Consider the following 15,325-nt stretch of genomic DNA (forward strand, 5'->3'; position numbering starts at 1 on the left):
TAATGTGGCTGCCGGTCAAGCTCGACGGGTGGCCTCATCAATTATCACATTGCACAGAAAAAGCGCAAATTTGCACTTTTTCTGTGCGTTTTGGGCATCACGCCAAGTCACTTTCCTGTTCTTCCGCTATTTCCCCCACTCTTCAGCACTGAGTTATAAATAAAAATATTTCTTTAATTACATATTGTTATAAGAAATTCATTCACTTCAACTTTCACTTTATATCAGTTGGCACAGTTCATGCTGATGTCATTGCATTCAAGTTACTTGAATACACTTCACATCACTTTAAATGGGGCGGCAATCATGACACGACGTAAACAGGCGATACCTTTGTGCTGGGCAATGCTGTGTGCTGCCAGCGTATTCTCTGCCACGGCTCATAGCGCAGACTTGCTGGACAAGATTAAAGCTGACAAGGCGATAACTATTGCCACAGAAGCGCGTTATGCGCCTTTTGAGTCAGTAGAAAACGGCAAGATTGTGGGATATGACGTTGATTTAATGAATCATATTTTGCAGAAAAAACTGCCGGGCGTTGAGGTTAAGCAACTTGATTTACCTTTCCAGGGCATTTTGCCTGGCCTTGATGCCAAGAAATTCGATTTTGTCGTCACCGCAGTGACTGTGAATAAGCAGCGCATGGACCACTTCGCGTTTACGGTCCCGATTGCTGAGTCTACCGTGGCGCTGCTGAAACGTGAAAATGATAATTCTATCAATACATTAGATGACTTAAGTGGCAAGGTCGTGGGTTCTCAGGCCGGTTCGGGTCAGCTGCAAGTGCTGCAAGAATTTAATCAAAAACTGAAAGCCAGTGGCAAGCCGGGCATCAAAGAAATCAAACAGTATGTCTCTTTCGACGAAGCCTATGCCGATCTAGCGAACCAGCGTTTGGATGGTGTAGCCCAGTCATTGGCTAACCTTGGCCCACTAATCAAAACCCGCCCGGGAGTCTTTAACACCTTGAAGCCGATGTTAGGGCCGACCACCTATTTTGGTTGGGTTGGGCGCAAGGGGGATGACAGCACGACCTTAGTGAAACTGTTCAGCGACGGCATCAGTGAAGCCAACCGTGACGGCACCATGAAAGCATTGCAACAGAAATGGTTCGGCTTCGTGATGGATGTCCCGGCTGACCAAATGCCGGCACCAAGTTTATAAGAGGGCTGATGATGGGGGAATTTTTCCAATTGCTGAGATCCTGGCTGCCGATGTTGATAGACGGCGCGGTGACAACCGCCTCGCTGTGTATCGTGGCCATTGTTGCCGGTTTTTTTATCGGCGTCGTGATTTACCTGATGGAAAGCGGCCACTCACGATTTGGCAGAGGATTTGCCCGTGTCTATATCAGTTTGTTCCGTGGCACCCCGGTTTTGGCTCAGGTTTTATTGTGTTTTTACTTGCCGGGAGAGCTGGGTTTGTCACTGCCGGGTTATTTGGCGGCAGTGATGGCCCTGACACTCAATACGGCGGCCTATCAATCACAAATCTTGCGCAGTGGTTTTGATGTTATCGCGCCGGGGCAGTTAGAAGCGGCGGCGATGTGTGGATTAAGCTCACGCCAGACTCTGTGGCACATCCAAATTCCGCAAGTATTGCGCCTGACCATGCCGTCACTGATTTCTGAATTAATCGATGTGATTAAGGCCTCAGCAGTGGTGTCAGTGATAGCGATTACTGATTTGATGCGGGTGGGCCAGCAATTGGCCTCGGCGACCTATCGCCCACTAGAGGTTTATGTCGCGATTGCTTTGTCTTATTTGGTGCTGACCAGCTTACTGGCACTGTTAGGTGGTTATGTTGAACGGCGTTGGCACAAGGAGAACCGATGAACGATTTCTTCCTTTATCTGCCAGACTTTGCGCGCGCATTGGGGGTCACGCTAGGGATAAGCATGAGTGCGGCGGTCATCGGGGCCTTCGCCGGGTTTATCTTGCAAGCCGTATGCCGTGATAGCCGTTGGTTGTTTTGGCCGTGGCGCACTTATGTGTGGCTGATTCGCGGCACACCTTATTTGGCGCAGTTGGCGGTGTTTTATTTTGGTTTACCCGCCATTGGCGTGACGTTGAGTGCTATCGAAGCCACGGTAATATCACTGGCCATTTACAGTTCTGCGTATTTTAGCGAAATCTTCCGCACCGCATGGAAAAGCATTGGGCAGGGGCAATTGGAAGCCGCGCAAGTACATGATATTTCAGCCTGGAAAAGCTTTTGGTACATCCAAACACCGCAAGCGTTGCGCTTCAGCCTGCCGTTGCTGGGGAACCAGTTTATTTTGACCATTAAAGAGAGTGCCGTGGCGTCGATTATCACCGTGCCTGAGTTGACGATGACCACCGGGCAGATAGTCGCGAATACCTACACCTACATTGTGCCTTATACCTTGCTGATCCTCAGTTATTGGTTGCTGGCACAAGGTGTCAGTGTTGGTGTGCGCTTACTCAGCCGTCAGGCCATTGAGGGATAATATAATGAGTAACGAACCCATTATTGAATTACGCCATCTGGGTAAATCCTTTGCGGCCAATCGGGTATTGGCGGGGATTAATCTGACAGTCGACGCCGGTGAAATTGTCACCTTGATTGGCCCTTCGGGCTCAGGGAAAACCACGGCATTGCGCTGCATGAATTTTCTCGAAGCCTATGACGAAGGTGAAGTCCTGATTAAGGGGCAATTACTGGGCTACAGCAGCACCGGGCGCGAGCGAAAACATCGCGACAGTGCGGCATTAATTGCTGAGGTACGCCGTCCACTGGCGATGGTATTTCAGCAATTTAATCTGTGGCCGCACATGACAGTGCTGGAAAATGTCTGTGCGCCGTTGATTCTGGGCAAAAAAATGCCGCGTGATGAAGCTCGCAAAAAAGCGGCGGCAGCATTGGCACAGGTCGGTATGTCGGACAAGGCGCAAGCTCGTCCGTCGCGACTCTCTGGCGGGCAACAGCAGCGGGTCGGAATTGCCAGAGCATTGGCATTGGGGCCGGAATTATTGTTGCTGGATGAACCGACATCGGCCCTTGACCCTGAACGGGTCGAAGAGGTGTTGGATGTGATTAAAGTGCTGGCAAACGGCGGCATGACGATGGTGATGGTGACACACGAAATGTCGTTTGCCGCCAAAATCTCCTCCCGCGTGGTGTTTATGGCCGACGGCTCAATTATTGAAAGTGGCTCTCCCGCCACCTTATTCCGCCAACCGCAGACTGACCGGTTGAAATCATTTCTTGCACCGTGGTTTAAACGCCCGCTGCAATTGGATGAACCGGAGGTCGGGCATGCTTGATGGCGCTGGTATTGAGCTAGCCGGCCATATTAGCCAGCAGCAGTTGATGGATAAATTGGCGCAATTAGCGCGATTTGGTGCACTGGAGCAGGGTGGCGTTAATCGGCAAGCCTTATCTACTGAGGAATTAGATGCTCGCGCCTGGCTCATTGACTGGGCCTATACATTGGGTTGTGAAGTCATGACCGATGATTGCGCAAATCTGTTTATTCGCCGTGCCGGTCTTGAGGATTTACCGCCAGTGGTGACCGGCAGTCATATTGATACTCAACCCAGCGGTGGCAATCTTGATGGTTGTTATGGCGTGATAGCCGGAATGGAATGCTTGAGAGCCTTAGCTCAGGCGGGGATCACCACGTTGCGCCCGATTGAAGTGGCGGTATGGATGAATGAAGAGGGTAGCCGCTTCTCCCCCGGCGCAATGGGGTCGAGTGCCTTTGTCCAGCCGCAGCGCTTAATAAATTACCTGAATAATCAGGATGCACAGGGTGTGACTTTGGCACAGGCTTTAGCGCGCTGTCACCAGCGTTTTCCCCACTTACCGCGTCGTGCCGCTTTGCCGATGACCGCCTTTGTTGAGCTGCATATTGAACAGGGGCCGGTGCTGGAACAAGCCAATAAGCCGTTGGCACTGGTGCAAGGCATTCAGGGCGTGCGCTGGTATCAGGTGACTTGTTTAGGGCAATCAGCCCATGCTGGCACCACGCCTATGGCGGATCGCAAAGATGCTATGTCATTGGCACGCCAAACAGCACAACAGCTGGAAAAACAGGCGGAAACTCTGCCCGCTGACCAATTAAGGCTGACTTTTGGCCGCTGGGATATCGAGCCGAATGCCATCAATACGATTGCCAGTCGAGCGACGTTCACTCTCGATTTTCGTCACGAAAATCCTGCGGTCTTAGCGCAGTTTGATGACTGGATGCAGCAAATCTCTGCTGAAAACGTGATTGTCGAATGCATATTCAGTCACTCGCCAGTGGCGTTCAATACTCAACTGTTAGCACAGCAATATGCTTGTACGCAGGCGTTGCAGATAGAAACCGCGACCCTGACATCCGGTGCATTCCACGATGCAATGCATCTGGCCAGTCATTGCCCGACCAGTATGTTTTTCGTCCCCAGCCATAACGGCATCAGCCATAACCCGGCTGAATATACAGACCCTCAGTATCTGTACATTGGCGCAAAGGCATTAGCCTGTTGCCTGACAGAACTAGCAAATCAACCCATAGGAGTTACCCATGAGCACCCACACTTATCCTGCTTGCTGTGAAAAAGACAACGGTAGCGCGCTGGGCACTAATGCCACGTTATCCTCTCCCATTTCTGCTGACGGGACGCCAGTTATCGGCGAAGTATATACCGTTCCTGCCCGCTGTGGTCGGGCGGTACGCTTAAGCAAAGGGCAAGTTATCCGCATTATTAACACCCCTGGGAGTCAGGTGTGTGATACATGGCTATTCAATAGTGCCGATCTGAGTGAGTTCTCATCAATGGAACATACTCGTGCATTTATTGATAAAATTATTCCTCGGCCTGGGGATGCATTGGTCACTAATCAGCGCCGTACTATCGGGACACTGCTGACGGATACATCACCGGGCGTGCATGACACCCTGATTGCGGCCTGTGACCTTTATCGCTATAGCAATATGGGGATCACTGAATACCACGACAGTTGTGCTGATAATATGCGCTTGGCGTTGAATGCCATTGGGCTGCGCGCGCGTGAGGTGCCACAGCCCTTGAACCTGTGGATGAATACGCCAGTTAATTCGGATTACACTATTTCCTGGTTACCGACGGTGAGCAAAGCGGGCGATTATGTCGAGATCCGAGCCGAGCTGGATTGCATTGTTGTGATGTCAGCTTGCCCGCAAGACATTGTGCCCATCAATGGCTGTAATCCGCAGGATGTGCATTTTAGTGTTGCGGAGTAATCATCCTTTTTATCTATATGGGAAATACCTATATAGAAAAGTGCCCGGCAGGGATATGCCGGGTGTTTGACTCTCTTTGAGCAGTAGATATCAACTTATGAAAAAAAACGGCGATAACGGCGGTTTTGTTTTATCTGATTTAGGGATGCGTTTACGTCATGCTCGTTTAGCGCAGGACATCACGCTAAAGCAGCTTGCACTTAAGGTGGGGTGCTCAGAGAGTTTATTATCGAAACTGGAAAATGAGGTGGCTTCTCCCTCTTTGGCCATGCTGCACCGGCTGGCCAGTGCTCTGGAAACCAATATTTCTGATTTGATGGCAGAAAGCTGGGTGGCGGATTCACCAGTATTGAAGCCAGAACAACGTGTTCGTAAACGATTTGTCCATCGTAACAAGAAAGGCGGTATTGCACTGGAAAACCTGACTCATCATCATAAAGGGGGGTTATTGCAGGGAAATATTCATATCATTGAGCCCGGTGTCGCCAGTGACGGGCAGATAGAGCATCATGGCGAGGAGATGGGTTATGTGCTGGAAGGGGAAATTGCACTCTTTTTAGGTGAAGAGACTTACACCCTTGCTGTTGGCGATTCCTTTTATTTCCCCAGCAATGTGCCTCACGGTTATCGCAATATTGGTGAGTCAGTTGCAAAAGTGTTGTGGGTGAATACGCCAGTAACTTTCTAATCTCGTTATCTTTCAAATTGCGGATGTGGCGGTCACACGGGTGATTAGACCGACCCGATCCCCATGATTATTCTGGGATTACTGTCACTGATTTTTGGGGCGTTGATTCTGATAACATCAATAAAAAACCGCCAGCGAAATGATTATCCACTGGCGGTTTGGTGTGTGACTCAACTTGGCGTATTGAGTTAGGCTTTCGTGCCTCGCGCGGCAATAATGGCATCAGCAACATTACGCGGTGCTTCTGCATAATGTTTGAATTCCATCGTATAAGTTGCACGGCCCTGTGACATAGAGCGTAATGTCGTGGAGTAACCAAACATTTCAGATAACGGCACTTCCGCACGAATTATTTTCCCGCCACCGACCATTTCTTCCATTCCTTGCACCAAGCCACGGCGAGAGGAAAGGTCACCCATCACGTTACCGGCGTACTCTTCAGGAGTTTCCACCTCGACACTCATTACAGGCTCCAGAATTACCGGAGAAGCGCGTTTGGCAGCTTCTTTGAAACCAAAGATGGCGGCCATTTTAAACGCCAGTTCTGATGAATCCACTTCGTGATAGGAGCCGAATGTCAGGGTCACTTTCACATCCACTACCGGATAACCGGCCAGAACCCCAGTATTGGTCGCCTCAAGCACCCCTTTCTCGACTGCTCCGATAAACTCACGAGGCACCACGCCGCCTTTAGTCGCATCGACAAAGGCAATGCCGCTACCCGGTTCCTGTGGTTCGAGGGTAAAGACCACATGGCCATATTGCCCTTTACCGCCCGACTGACGAACAAATTTGCCGTCAACATCTGTCACGGTTTTACGCACTGTTTCGCGGTAAGTCACCTGCGGTTTACCGATGTTGGCTTCCACACCGAACTCACGTTTCATGCGGTCGACGATGATTTCCAGATGCAATTCACCCATGCCGGAAATAATAGTCTGGCCGGACTCTTCGTCAGTACGGATACGAAACGACGGGTCTTCAGATGCCAGTCTTTGCAGTGCGATCCCCATTTTCTCCTGATCAGCTTTAGTCTTCGGTTCAATCGCTTGCGAAATGACCGGCTCAGGGAACTCCATGCGCACCAGAGTAATCACTGCATCCGGGTCACACAGCGTTTCTCCGGTGGTAACATCCTTCAAACCAACACACGCGGCGATATCACCGGCACGGATTTCATCTACTTCAATCCGGTTATTAGCGTGCATCTGAACGATACGGCCAATACGCTCTTTTTTGCCCCGAATCGGGTTATAAACACTGTCGCCTTTGGTCAGCACCCCAGAGTAAACACGCACGAAAGTTAGCTGCCCGACATACGGATCGGTCATCAGTTTGAACGCCAGCGCCGAGAATTTTTCATTATCATCGGCTTTACGGCTCACTTCGTTGCCATCTTCATCTGTACCACTGACGGGCGGAATATCAACTGGCGATGGCATCAATTCAACCACCGCATCCAGCATGCGCTGCACGCCTTTGTTCTTAAAGGCACTGCCGCACATCATTGGCTGAATTTCGCCGGCAATGGTCCGAATTCGCAGACCTTGGGTGATTTCATCCACTGTCAGGTCACCGGTTTCCAGATATTCTGTCATCAGCGCTTCAGAAGCTTCAGCCGCTTCGGAGACCATTTTCTCGCGCCATTCATTGGCGGTTGCCAATAAGTTTTCCGGAATTGGCTCGTAACTAAAAGTCATGCCCTGAGAAGCTTCATCCCAAATAATGGCGCGCATAAGCCGCAAATCGACCACGCCGGTGAAGTGCTCTTCACTGCCGATCGGAATAACAATAGGCACTGGATTGGCTTTCAGACGATCAATCATCATCTGGCGTACACGGAAAAAGTCAGCGCCGGGGCGATCCATTTTGTTGACGAATGCTAAACGCGGAACGCGGTATTTATTAGCTTGACGCCAGACAGTTTCGGATTGCGGCTGCACACCACCTACCGCGTCATACACCATGACAGCGCCGTCGAGTACCCGCATGGACCGCTCCACTTCTATCGTGAAATCTACGTGCCCAGGGGTGTCGATAATGTTGATGCGGTGCTCGGGTAAGGTTCTGTCCATACCTTTCCAAAAGCAGGTCACGGCAGCCGATGTAATGGTAATGCCACGTTCCTGCTCCTGTGCCATCCAGTCAGTAGTCGCGCCGCCATCATGCACTTCACCCAGCTTATGACTGACGCCGGTGTAGAACAAAATACGCTCGGTAGTGGTCGTTTTACCGGCGTCGATGTGGGCTGAGATACCAATGTTGCGATAGCGCTCGATAGGAGTTTTACGTGCCATATTAAGTCCTTAGTGATGATGGCAATTTCGGGGCGGGCGGTTTGATGCTCTGCCGGGAAGTTGTTGGTTTAAGTTGTGCATTAGTGTTGATCAACAGATGATCGCAATCAGTATAGTCCTATTGTACGAATATACACGTACAATTTAATTATTTGTTCTGAAACTGTGCAATAATAGAGGTGGGTAATGATTGAGGGGGCTTTCATCATTACACTAGAATTATTAGTAGGGCCAAAATGGAGTATAGGCTATATTGCCGCCCGCCTAAGGTGGCTCGATATAGCCTAACCCGGCAGTTTGGTGGGGAATTTACCCGTTAGCTGTCACATATTAATAGGAACACTATGATTGCAAATCACCCTGAGCGTGAGCAGATCCGTTTGGAAAATGTGCTGACGGCTTTAGGTAATCCACTACGACTGGCTGTGGTGCGTAGGTTGGCGGCAGGGGGCGAACATGCTTGTGGCACTCTGGTGCAGGGGCTGTCTAAATCGACGTTAACCCACCATTGGCGCGTGCTGCGCGAAAGTGGCGTTATCTGGCAACGGCCCTGTGGACGTGAGAGTTTGTTATCACTGCGGCGCGATGATATTGATGCCCGTTTCCCCGGTTTGTTGGATGTGCTGCTCAATGCGGTGGCCAATGATGCAACCACCGATGAGTCGACGGCAAAACATTTGCCAGAGGAATGAGTCGTGGGCGGTGGTGTATTACCGCCCTTGCTTAAAAACTAAATCTCTTGGGCCTGCGCCAAAACAAAGTCTTCCGCTTCTTTTGACCACAATCCATCTGTTTTACGCAAAATAATCTGTAGTTCTTGTAATAATGGCGAATCTTGATCAGTACTCATCAGTTCACTTAATGACGTCAGTGGCATGTTTTTGCCGGTATAAACCAACTTCTTACCACCAATAATTTGCGGTAAGTTCAATGTGGTTTCCGCCGCATCATTTAGCCCCAGAATATGAGAGACCACTTTCCCGGCATTAACCTTCTTCGCTTCAATTAACTTCACTGCTTCCCGCATGTCGTCGGTATTGCCCCCAGAGGTGCCGACATAATGGGTAAAGGAATAATGGATATCGTAGAAATTAACCGACGCCATAAAATTCTTATCCTGCGGGCCAGCAAAGAAGTTAAAGCAACCATCTGGTGCCAATAAGCTAGATGCCAATGTGACTAATTCAGCTGAAGGCACGAAAACAAATATATCGTCATAGCCTTTACCATCCGTCAGGGCCATTAAACGTTCAAACTGGTCATCAGTTTGTTTAGTATTAAGGTAATGCACCTGAGTCTGTGACTCGCTTGGATACAAGCGGGCGGCATAGTCCAGTTTTTGCTGATGGCGGTCTGTAATGACCAATAATTGCGGATTAACCGGCCCGTGCAAAGCATAATCAATGGCTAATAATCCCATTGGGCCGGTGCCGCCAAGAATCAACACATTACCGCCCGGTTTGATACCCATTTTATGTTGATAAGTACCGGGAACCAGATGGTAATTGGCATTAAATGCGCCGATAACGCAAGAAAGTGGCTCTACCAGTGAACCTTCAAAATAACTTTCACCTCCATACGGCAGTAAACAGTCTTGTTCCATGACTTCGTTGGGAATAATCACATGGGTAGCTTCACCCCCCACATAAGGGAATGAATATCCGGGGCAATCTGGGCGGTCGGGTAATTGCAGATTAGCCTGAATGACATAACGGCTACCGGGTTTAAATTTATGTTGCCATTTTTTACCGACTTGAAGAATATCGCCGCAAAATTCATGGCCAATAATAATCGGATTTTCCGCCACATTATCTGGCACTTTTTTATGGTCAGCACCCAAATTAGCTTCTTTCCACGAAGAGAGACAAATACTGTCGGTCACAACCGTTGCCAAAATCTCATCATCTCCCATTTCCGGTAAATTAAAGCTTTCCAGCCGCAGGTCATTTTTGCCATACAAACGCAGTGCTTTAGTTTTCATTTGGAACCACCTCAATTATTTTTTAAATATAAAAACAGCAGGTCGAATAAAAAAACTCCCCGGCATTAAATCAAGACAGAATGCCAAGCCATGAGCCTACAATTCCGAGGCCAAACAGGGAGAAGATAAGCCAGATAGGGTTAATTTTGCGTTTGAGTAGGCGCATCATTAACAGAGTCAGCCCTAGCGCCAGCAAACCAGGGCAAAGCTGATCCAGAATGTTTTGCACGGTCATGGTCACGGTTGTACCGTCGTGGCCGGGTGTTTTCGATATCACCAGTGGCACATTGATACTTGTCCATTTGGTGACCAATACCCCCATGATAAACAAGCCCAGGATGGAGGCACCTTCGGTCAGTTTTTGTAGCAAATTCCCGCCAAGGTCTTTGACGATATTGATCCCTTTGACGAAACCGTATTGCAGGCCGAACCATTTCAATGCCAGGCGCACAGAGTTAAAGGACAGGAAGAATAAAATTGGCCCTAGCACATTGCCGTTCAGTGCCAGCGAAGCCCCCAACGCAGCTGTTATTGGGCGCAAAGTTCCCCAAATTAGCGGGTCACCGACCCCCGCCAGCGGCCCCATCAGCCCGACTTTCAGACTATTTATTGCCCCTTCATCAATATCTGCGCCATTGGCGCGCGCTTCTTCCATTGCCGCAGTGACGCCGATCACAGGCCCACAGACTGCCGGGGTCGTGTTAAAGAACACTAAATGGCGTTTCAGGGCGGCAATTTGGTCTTCTTTCAGCGGATACAAGCGCTTAATTGCTGGCACCATGTCATAGCAAAAGCCCAAACCGTGAATACGTTCATAGTTAAAAGAGGCCTGTTGTAAGTTACTGCGTAAAAACATTTTAAACAGATCAGACCGGGTTAATCGTTTGTTTAATATGGTCATGTCGGCATCTCCTAGTCTTCTAATTCATCAAGTTTGGCTTGGCTAGCTTGGGCTACAGGCGCTGCCGGTTTCTGATAAAGCGGGTTTAACTGGATATACAGCAAGGCAATAATCAGACCGATACCGCCGAATGCGAGCAGACTGAAACCGAGGTAACCTCCGACAATAAAGCCGAGAAAAAAGAATGGCATAAGATATTTTACGCCCATCATGTTAAGTACCATGGCGTAACCGACGACGACGATAAATCCGCCAGCAATTTGCAACCCATGGGTCACCACAGTTGGAATTGCGTTAAGCATATGGCTGACGGTATCGGCGCTGACAAAGATAGAAACGATCAATACCGGAATGGCGACTCTCATGGCCTGAACCAGCAATGCCGACACATGCATAAAATCAATCATGGCAAAATTGGCTTTTTCCGCCGCTCTGTCTGCTGCGTGTTGGAACGCTACAGTGATTGTGCGGGCAAAAACTGTCAGAACTTGGCCAGCGGCAGCTACTGGCAGGGCAATGGCGATCCCGGTGGCGATATTCTGGTGACCGACAATAACCAAAATGGTTGAAATAATACTGGCAAGGGCGGAATCAGGAGATTGCGCGGCCCCGACATTCATCCAACCGAGAGCAATTAATTCCAGCGTACCGCCGAGGATAACGCCGGTAGTCATATCGCCAAGAATCAAGCCGGTAATCGTACAAGCGATTAATGGCCGGTGAGTTTGGAATTCATCCAGCACGCTGCCGATACCGGCAATACATGAGAAAATAAAGATTAAGATTATTTGTAGTAAACTTATTTCCATGGTGGACCCCTTTGGACAATACAACTCACTCATATACCCGTTATATTGCAAACTGCATGTGCGTTGGCTGCTTTTGCTCACCTTACGGGCCAGCGTAAGCGCTGCTCAAAATGGTTTTTAACCCATTTTTCACTCAGTTGCCGCCTTCCTGCAATTTGCATTATTTGGGGTGTGGTCGTAGAGCATAATTAAATAGCTGTATTGCCCAGATTAAGTAATCGGATTTAAATGTTTAATAAAACATGAGTTATTATTTATCTTTCAATTGAGATGTTGTTATTTAGACTCCAGCTCGCGTAATTTTTTAATCACATCCACATTAGGGTCAGATGTGACCACTCGTAAATCTAAATGAACGCCACGCTCCGCTAATGCATAAAAAGCGTTAATATCATTTTGATCAACAGATACCGCTTTGGTTAATTGTGTTTTCCCTTGTTTAAATGCCATGCCGCCAATATTAATTACGCCAATTTTTACCCCCTGATCCACCAGTCGTAAAACATCAGTTGGATTGGTGAATAAATAAAAAACAGTATCATTAACATAATTTGGGTTGTGATAAACAGCTACTGCTTTTTCAATATTGACGACATTAACTTTGATTCCCGGAGGGGCCGCCTGTTTTAGTAGTGTTCTCCGGATCTCATCGTTATAAACTTCATCGCTACAAATAATAATACGCTCGGCTTTGGCTTCTTTAGCCCAAACCGTGGTGACCTGACCATGAATCAGCCGGTCGTCAATTCTTGCCAGATTGATTTTCATATAAAGTCGGCCTCTTCTTCTTCGCTATTTTGTTGGTGACGGAATGACTGCACACACTGCGTACCGATATCGAGTAAATATTCAGTCAGTTCTTTTGCCGCCATTCCTTGCTGGTTATCAGCAATTTCCAGTGCTAAAGGTAGCGATAATCCACTAACAACATGAATACGATTATCACTGAATGCCAGACGTGCTGCCGCGTTATAAGGGCTACCACCTTGTAAGTCCACCGCAATCAGCCAGGCGTCATTTTGATTATTTGCCATAACATCCTGCATTTTTTTCACTAAGTCTTCGGCGTTTTCACCACGGTTAAACAGCAGTGGAGTAATATTTTGTGTCTCGCCATACACCATATTGACGGAATTGAGCATCGAAACGGCTAAATCGCCGTGAGCACAAAAAATGACATTAACCATTATGCCTCCTGTTAGCCGCGAGTTTTGCCGCCAGCAATGTTATAGGTCACTCCAGTGATATAGCTGGCGTGTTCGGATAATAGGTAAGTCACGAAATCAGCAATTTCGGATAGTTTCCCTGCCCGGACAATTGGAATAGCATTCTTGGTATAACCGTCTCGCAATTGCTCTACCGTGATATTGCGGGTGTAGGCCAGTGCTTCTTCGTAATCGAGAGTTCGCAGCCCGGTTTTTTCTAGAATACCGGGCGCGACGCCCACGACACGGATACCGTATTTCCCAAGTTCTTTAGCCCATGAACGAGTAAAGCTATATAGCGCGGCTTTGGTCGCAGCATAACAACTTTGGCCTTCTGAACCTTCTAATCCACTTTCTGAAGAGAGGTTAATAATGACGCCGCTTTTGTTCTGCACCATATTGCGCGCCACCGCCTGTGACATCAAATACACGCCTTTCTGATTCACATTGACCATTTTTTCAAACTCATTATCTTTCAGTTCATATTGGCTATGACTTTGCTTAGGATCGACCAGCAGACGCGGAAGATTAATCCCTGCATTATTAACCAGTGCGTCAATATGCCCATGTTGAGTCAGAATATTATCTATTGCTGTTTGCACGCTATTACGGTCAGAAATATCGAGCTGAATAAAATTCAACTGAGGATTATTTTTAATCTCACCCTCAAGCGGATTAACATCGGCTAATTGTACTTTGGCCCCCGCAGCCAATAATTCTTCTACAATTGCGTAACCAATCCCTGATGCACCACCGGTGACAATAACGACTTTATCTTTTAAATTTAGCCAATCGCTCATAATATTTTCCTGTCTATCTAATTTTGGGTAATACTCGGCCACACACTTAAAAGTGCGGTTTATTAAGTTGTTGTTGAATTCTAAGGGGGTGCTGATCCCCTTAATATATTAATGAACAAATTACTCCGTTAGTTTTAATATCTCCTCGGCGGTTTCTTTCGTAGTCACCAAGCTATTAATATACTTTCCTTTAATAGCGCCGATGATCCCGCTGATTTTTTCGTGGGAGTGTGCAATCCCAATGGAATAACGGGCTTTCTTAATTTTGTCTAACTGAATGGTAATTGTTTTATCCGAAATATAAGTTTCAACCTGATTACCTTGTGAGTCATAAAAGCGTGAGCAGATATCACCCGCCACTTGTCGGTCATTAAAGTGGTCAATAACATCGCTACCGTAAAAGGCGCGCCAGGTAGAATTACCAGAAATATTGGGTGAGCCAATGCCGAATATAGCGATATCCAGCCGCTGCCAATAATCTGCAATAGCCTGATAATGCTGAGATTGAACAATACCATCGCGGATCACACTTTCTTCCAGAATTGCCGGGAAGTCGATCAGTAATGATTCGCCTTTTAATTTCATAGCTGCACTGTAGACCAGCGTATTCACATGAAAGCGGCTTTCCAATTTACCTGAAGGGCCACCGACCATCGGAATACAGGTTAATTGGCGTGACACCGGCGAAGTATCCATTTGTTCAACCAATGTGGCAATCGCACTGCCCCAAGAGAAGCCCAGAATATCGCCATTTTCAATAATTCTATTCAACAATGCGCCGCATTGTTTGGCCATCAGTATCAATTGCTGTTCCGGCGATGAGTCCTGCTCGGCAGAGACGACAATTGCCTCTCGTAATTTAAAACGCGACTTTAACTGCTGTTCCAATAACAAATTCTCGTTATAGTTATAGTTGATTGAAATAGTCACGATGCCTTGTTCACGTACTTTTTTAAGCATCCGGCTGATACTGGTGCGGTAAATTCCCAGCGCTCGCGCTATCTCAGCTTGTGTGAAATTTTGCTCGTAATACATTTGTGCAATTTTCACCATCAGGCGCAGATCATCGCTCTTTTCCATTTCAGCCTCTTGCACATTTGTGCAAATGTCATTAAGTTATCTATGACTTGATATAATCATTTTCTATTTTTTAAGTCAAAAGCACAAAATAACGAACCCCATCAAAACTGCACAATAATTCACTAATACATGCACTGGAATTAATTTCAGATATCGCACAAGTGTGCAGAAATCTTTAATGGATTGATTTATATTAAATAAATGGGAAAGTGGTTTTTGTGTTTATCTACTTTATTCTGAACAAATTTTGGATTTTGATCACATTTTTATTTTGCGTGATATGGTGGGTTTTGCACATATGTGCAGATTAAGTGTGTTGCTGAACAACTCTCGG

Annotated in this window: 16 protein-coding genes; 8 read left to right on the forward strand and 8 right to left on the reverse strand. The window is 47.6% G+C overall.

What is annotated here, in order from left to right:
• Nucleotides 1-306 precede the first annotated feature (306 nt).
• From F0T03_RS04550 to F0T03_RS04580, 7 genes are all read left to right on the forward strand, one after another.
• Nucleotides 307-1,164, forward strand: coding sequence for a transporter substrate-binding domain-containing protein (locus F0T03_RS04550; protein ID WP_159677327.1), 858 nt, complete (start codon nucleotides 307-309; stop codon nucleotides 1,162-1,164).
• A gap of 8 nt (nucleotides 1,165-1,172) precedes the next feature.
• Nucleotides 1,173-1,835 carry an amino acid ABC transporter permease gene (locus F0T03_RS04555; RefSeq protein WP_162526877.1) on the forward strand — a complete coding sequence of 221 codons (663 nt, stop codon included), beginning with the start codon at nucleotides 1,173-1,175 and terminating at the stop codon, nucleotides 1,833-1,835.
• On the forward strand, nucleotides 1,832-2,470 hold the full coding sequence (locus tag F0T03_RS04560) for an amino acid ABC transporter permease (protein WP_145557033.1): 639 nt from the start codon (nucleotides 1,832-1,834) through the stop codon (nucleotides 2,468-2,470). The genes F0T03_RS04555 and F0T03_RS04560 overlap by 4 nt, the downstream gene beginning before the upstream one ends.
• A 1-nt stretch (nucleotide 2,471) precedes the next feature.
• Nucleotides 2,472-3,287 (forward strand): amino acid ABC transporter ATP-binding protein, encoded by an 816-nt coding sequence (locus F0T03_RS04565; RefSeq protein ID WP_145557082.1) that lies wholly within the window; start codon nucleotides 2,472-2,474, stop codon nucleotides 3,285-3,287.
• Nucleotides 3,280-4,563 (forward strand): M20 family metallo-hydrolase, encoded by a 1,284-nt coding sequence (locus tag F0T03_RS04570; protein WP_159677328.1) that lies wholly within the window; start codon nucleotides 3,280-3,282, stop codon nucleotides 4,561-4,563. Before F0T03_RS04565 ends, F0T03_RS04570 begins: the two co-directional genes overlap by 8 nt.
• A complete protein-coding gene (locus tag F0T03_RS04575; protein WP_162526878.1) occupies nucleotides 4,532-5,230 on the forward strand; it encodes a DUF1989 domain-containing protein in 699 nt (232 codons plus the stop codon). The genes F0T03_RS04570 and F0T03_RS04575 overlap by 32 nt, the downstream gene beginning before the upstream one ends.
• Nucleotides 5,231-5,327: 97 nt before the next feature.
• Nucleotides 5,328-5,918, forward strand: a complete 591-nt coding sequence (locus F0T03_RS04580) for a cupin domain-containing protein (RefSeq protein ID WP_145557030.1) — start codon at nucleotides 5,328-5,330, stop codon at nucleotides 5,916-5,918.
• Nucleotides 5,919-6,106: 188 nt separating this feature from the next.
• On the opposite strand, the gene fusA is transcribed toward F0T03_RS04580, so the two are convergent.
• The gene (fusA, locus tag F0T03_RS04585) at nucleotides 6,107-8,215 is read right to left on the reverse strand and encodes an elongation factor G (RefSeq protein ID WP_159677329.1); all 2,109 of its coding nucleotides are present in this window, start codon (nucleotides 8,213-8,215) and stop codon (nucleotides 6,107-6,109) included.
• A gap of 344 nt (nucleotides 8,216-8,559) precedes the next feature.
• Here fusA and F0T03_RS04590 point away from each other — a divergent pair, with 344 nt between their 5' ends.
• The gene (locus F0T03_RS04590; RefSeq protein WP_004389154.1) at nucleotides 8,560-8,907 is read left to right on the forward strand and encodes an ArsR/SmtB family transcription factor; all 348 of its coding nucleotides are present in this window, start codon (nucleotides 8,560-8,562) and stop codon (nucleotides 8,905-8,907) included.
• A 38-nt stretch (nucleotides 8,908-8,945) separates the two neighbouring features.
• Here the strand turns inward: F0T03_RS04590 and F0T03_RS04595 are convergent, their stop codons facing one another.
• From F0T03_RS04595 to F0T03_RS04625, 7 genes are all read right to left on the reverse strand, one after another.
• Nucleotides 8,946-10,196 (reverse strand): zinc-binding dehydrogenase, encoded by a 1,251-nt coding sequence (locus F0T03_RS04595; protein ID WP_159677330.1) that lies wholly within the window; start codon nucleotides 10,194-10,196, stop codon nucleotides 8,946-8,948.
• A 70-nt stretch (nucleotides 10,197-10,266) separates the two neighbouring features.
• On the reverse strand, nucleotides 10,267-11,097 hold the full coding sequence (locus F0T03_RS04600) for a PTS system mannose/fructose/sorbose family transporter subunit IID (protein ID WP_145557024.1): 831 nt from the start codon (nucleotides 11,095-11,097) through the stop codon (nucleotides 10,267-10,269).
• Nucleotides 11,098-11,108: 11 nt separating this feature from the next.
• The gene (locus tag F0T03_RS04605) at nucleotides 11,109-11,906 is read right to left on the reverse strand and encodes a PTS mannose/fructose/sorbose transporter subunit IIC (RefSeq protein ID WP_005165149.1); all 798 of its coding nucleotides are present in this window, start codon (nucleotides 11,904-11,906) and stop codon (nucleotides 11,109-11,111) included.
• Between the two features lie 276 nt (nucleotides 11,907-12,182).
• Entirely contained in the window at nucleotides 12,183-12,674 is a 492-nt protein-coding gene (locus F0T03_RS04610; protein WP_145557022.1) for a mannose/fructose/sorbose PTS transporter subunit IIB, read from the reverse strand.
• Entirely contained in the window at nucleotides 12,671-13,093 is a 423-nt protein-coding gene (locus F0T03_RS04615; protein ID WP_145557020.1) for a PTS sugar transporter subunit IIA, read from the reverse strand. The genes F0T03_RS04610 and F0T03_RS04615 overlap by 4 nt, the downstream gene beginning before the upstream one ends.
• An 11-nt stretch (nucleotides 13,094-13,104) precedes the next feature.
• Nucleotides 13,105-13,911, reverse strand: a complete 807-nt coding sequence (locus F0T03_RS04620) for an SDR family oxidoreductase (RefSeq protein ID WP_159677331.1) — start codon at nucleotides 13,909-13,911, stop codon at nucleotides 13,105-13,107.
• 120 nt (nucleotides 13,912-14,031) lie between these two features.
• Nucleotides 14,032-14,991: a sugar-binding transcriptional regulator gene (locus F0T03_RS04625; protein ID WP_145557016.1), complete on the reverse strand. Its 960-nt coding sequence runs from the start codon at nucleotides 14,989-14,991 to the stop codon at nucleotides 14,032-14,034.
• Between the last annotated feature and the right edge of the window lie 334 nt (nucleotides 14,992-15,325).

Origin of the sequence: Yersinia canariae (assembly GCF_009831415.1) — a bacterium.
Taxonomy (GTDB): domain Bacteria; phylum Pseudomonadota; class Gammaproteobacteria; order Enterobacterales; family Enterobacteriaceae; genus Yersinia; species Yersinia canariae.

Coding starts and splice junctions, on each gene's coding strand:
- F0T03_RS04550 (WP_159677327.1), top strand. CDS start 307: ATGACACGACGTAAACAGGCGATACCTTTGTGCTGGGCAATGCTGTGT.
- F0T03_RS04555 (WP_162526877.1), top strand. CDS start 1,173: ATGATGGGGGAATTTTTCCAATTGCTGAGATCCTGGCTGCCGATGTTG.
- F0T03_RS04560 (WP_145557033.1), top strand. CDS start 1,832: ATGAACGATTTCTTCCTTTATCTGCCAGACTTTGCGCGCGCATTGGGG.
- F0T03_RS04570 (WP_159677328.1), top strand. CDS start 3,280: ATGCTTGATGGCGCTGGTATTGAGCTAGCCGGCCATATTAGCCAGCAG.
- F0T03_RS04575 (WP_162526878.1), top strand. CDS start 4,532: ATGAGCACCCACACTTATCCTGCTTGCTGTGAAAAAGACAACGGTAGC.
- F0T03_RS04580 (WP_145557030.1), top strand. CDS start 5,328: ATGAAAAAAAACGGCGATAACGGCGGTTTTGTTTTATCTGATTTAGGG.
- fusA (WP_159677329.1), bottom strand. CDS start 8,215: ATGGCACGTAAAACTCCTATCGAGCGCTATCGCAACATTGGTATCTCA.
- F0T03_RS04590 (WP_004389154.1), top strand. CDS start 8,560: ATGATTGCAAATCACCCTGAGCGTGAGCAGATCCGTTTGGAAAATGTG.
- F0T03_RS04595 (WP_159677330.1), bottom strand. CDS start 10,196: ATGAAAACTAAAGCACTGCGTTTGTATGGCAAAAATGACCTGCGGCTG.
- F0T03_RS04600 (WP_145557024.1), bottom strand. CDS start 11,097: ATGACCATATTAAACAAACGATTAACCCGGTCTGATCTGTTTAAAATG.
- F0T03_RS04605 (WP_005165149.1), bottom strand. CDS start 11,906: ATGGAAATAAGTTTACTACAAATAATCTTAATCTTTATTTTCTCATGT.
- F0T03_RS04610 (WP_145557022.1), bottom strand. CDS start 12,674: ATGAAAATCAATCTGGCAAGAATTGACGACCGGCTGATTCATGGTCAG.
- F0T03_RS04615 (WP_145557020.1), bottom strand. CDS start 13,093: ATGGTTAATGTCATTTTTTGTGCTCACGGCGATTTAGCCGTTTCGATG.
- F0T03_RS04620 (WP_159677331.1), bottom strand. CDS start 13,911: ATGAGCGATTGGCTAAATTTAAAAGATAAAGTCGTTATTGTCACCGGT.
- F0T03_RS04625 (WP_145557016.1), bottom strand. CDS start 14,991: ATGGAAAAGAGCGATGATCTGCGCCTGATGGTGAAAATTGCACAAATG.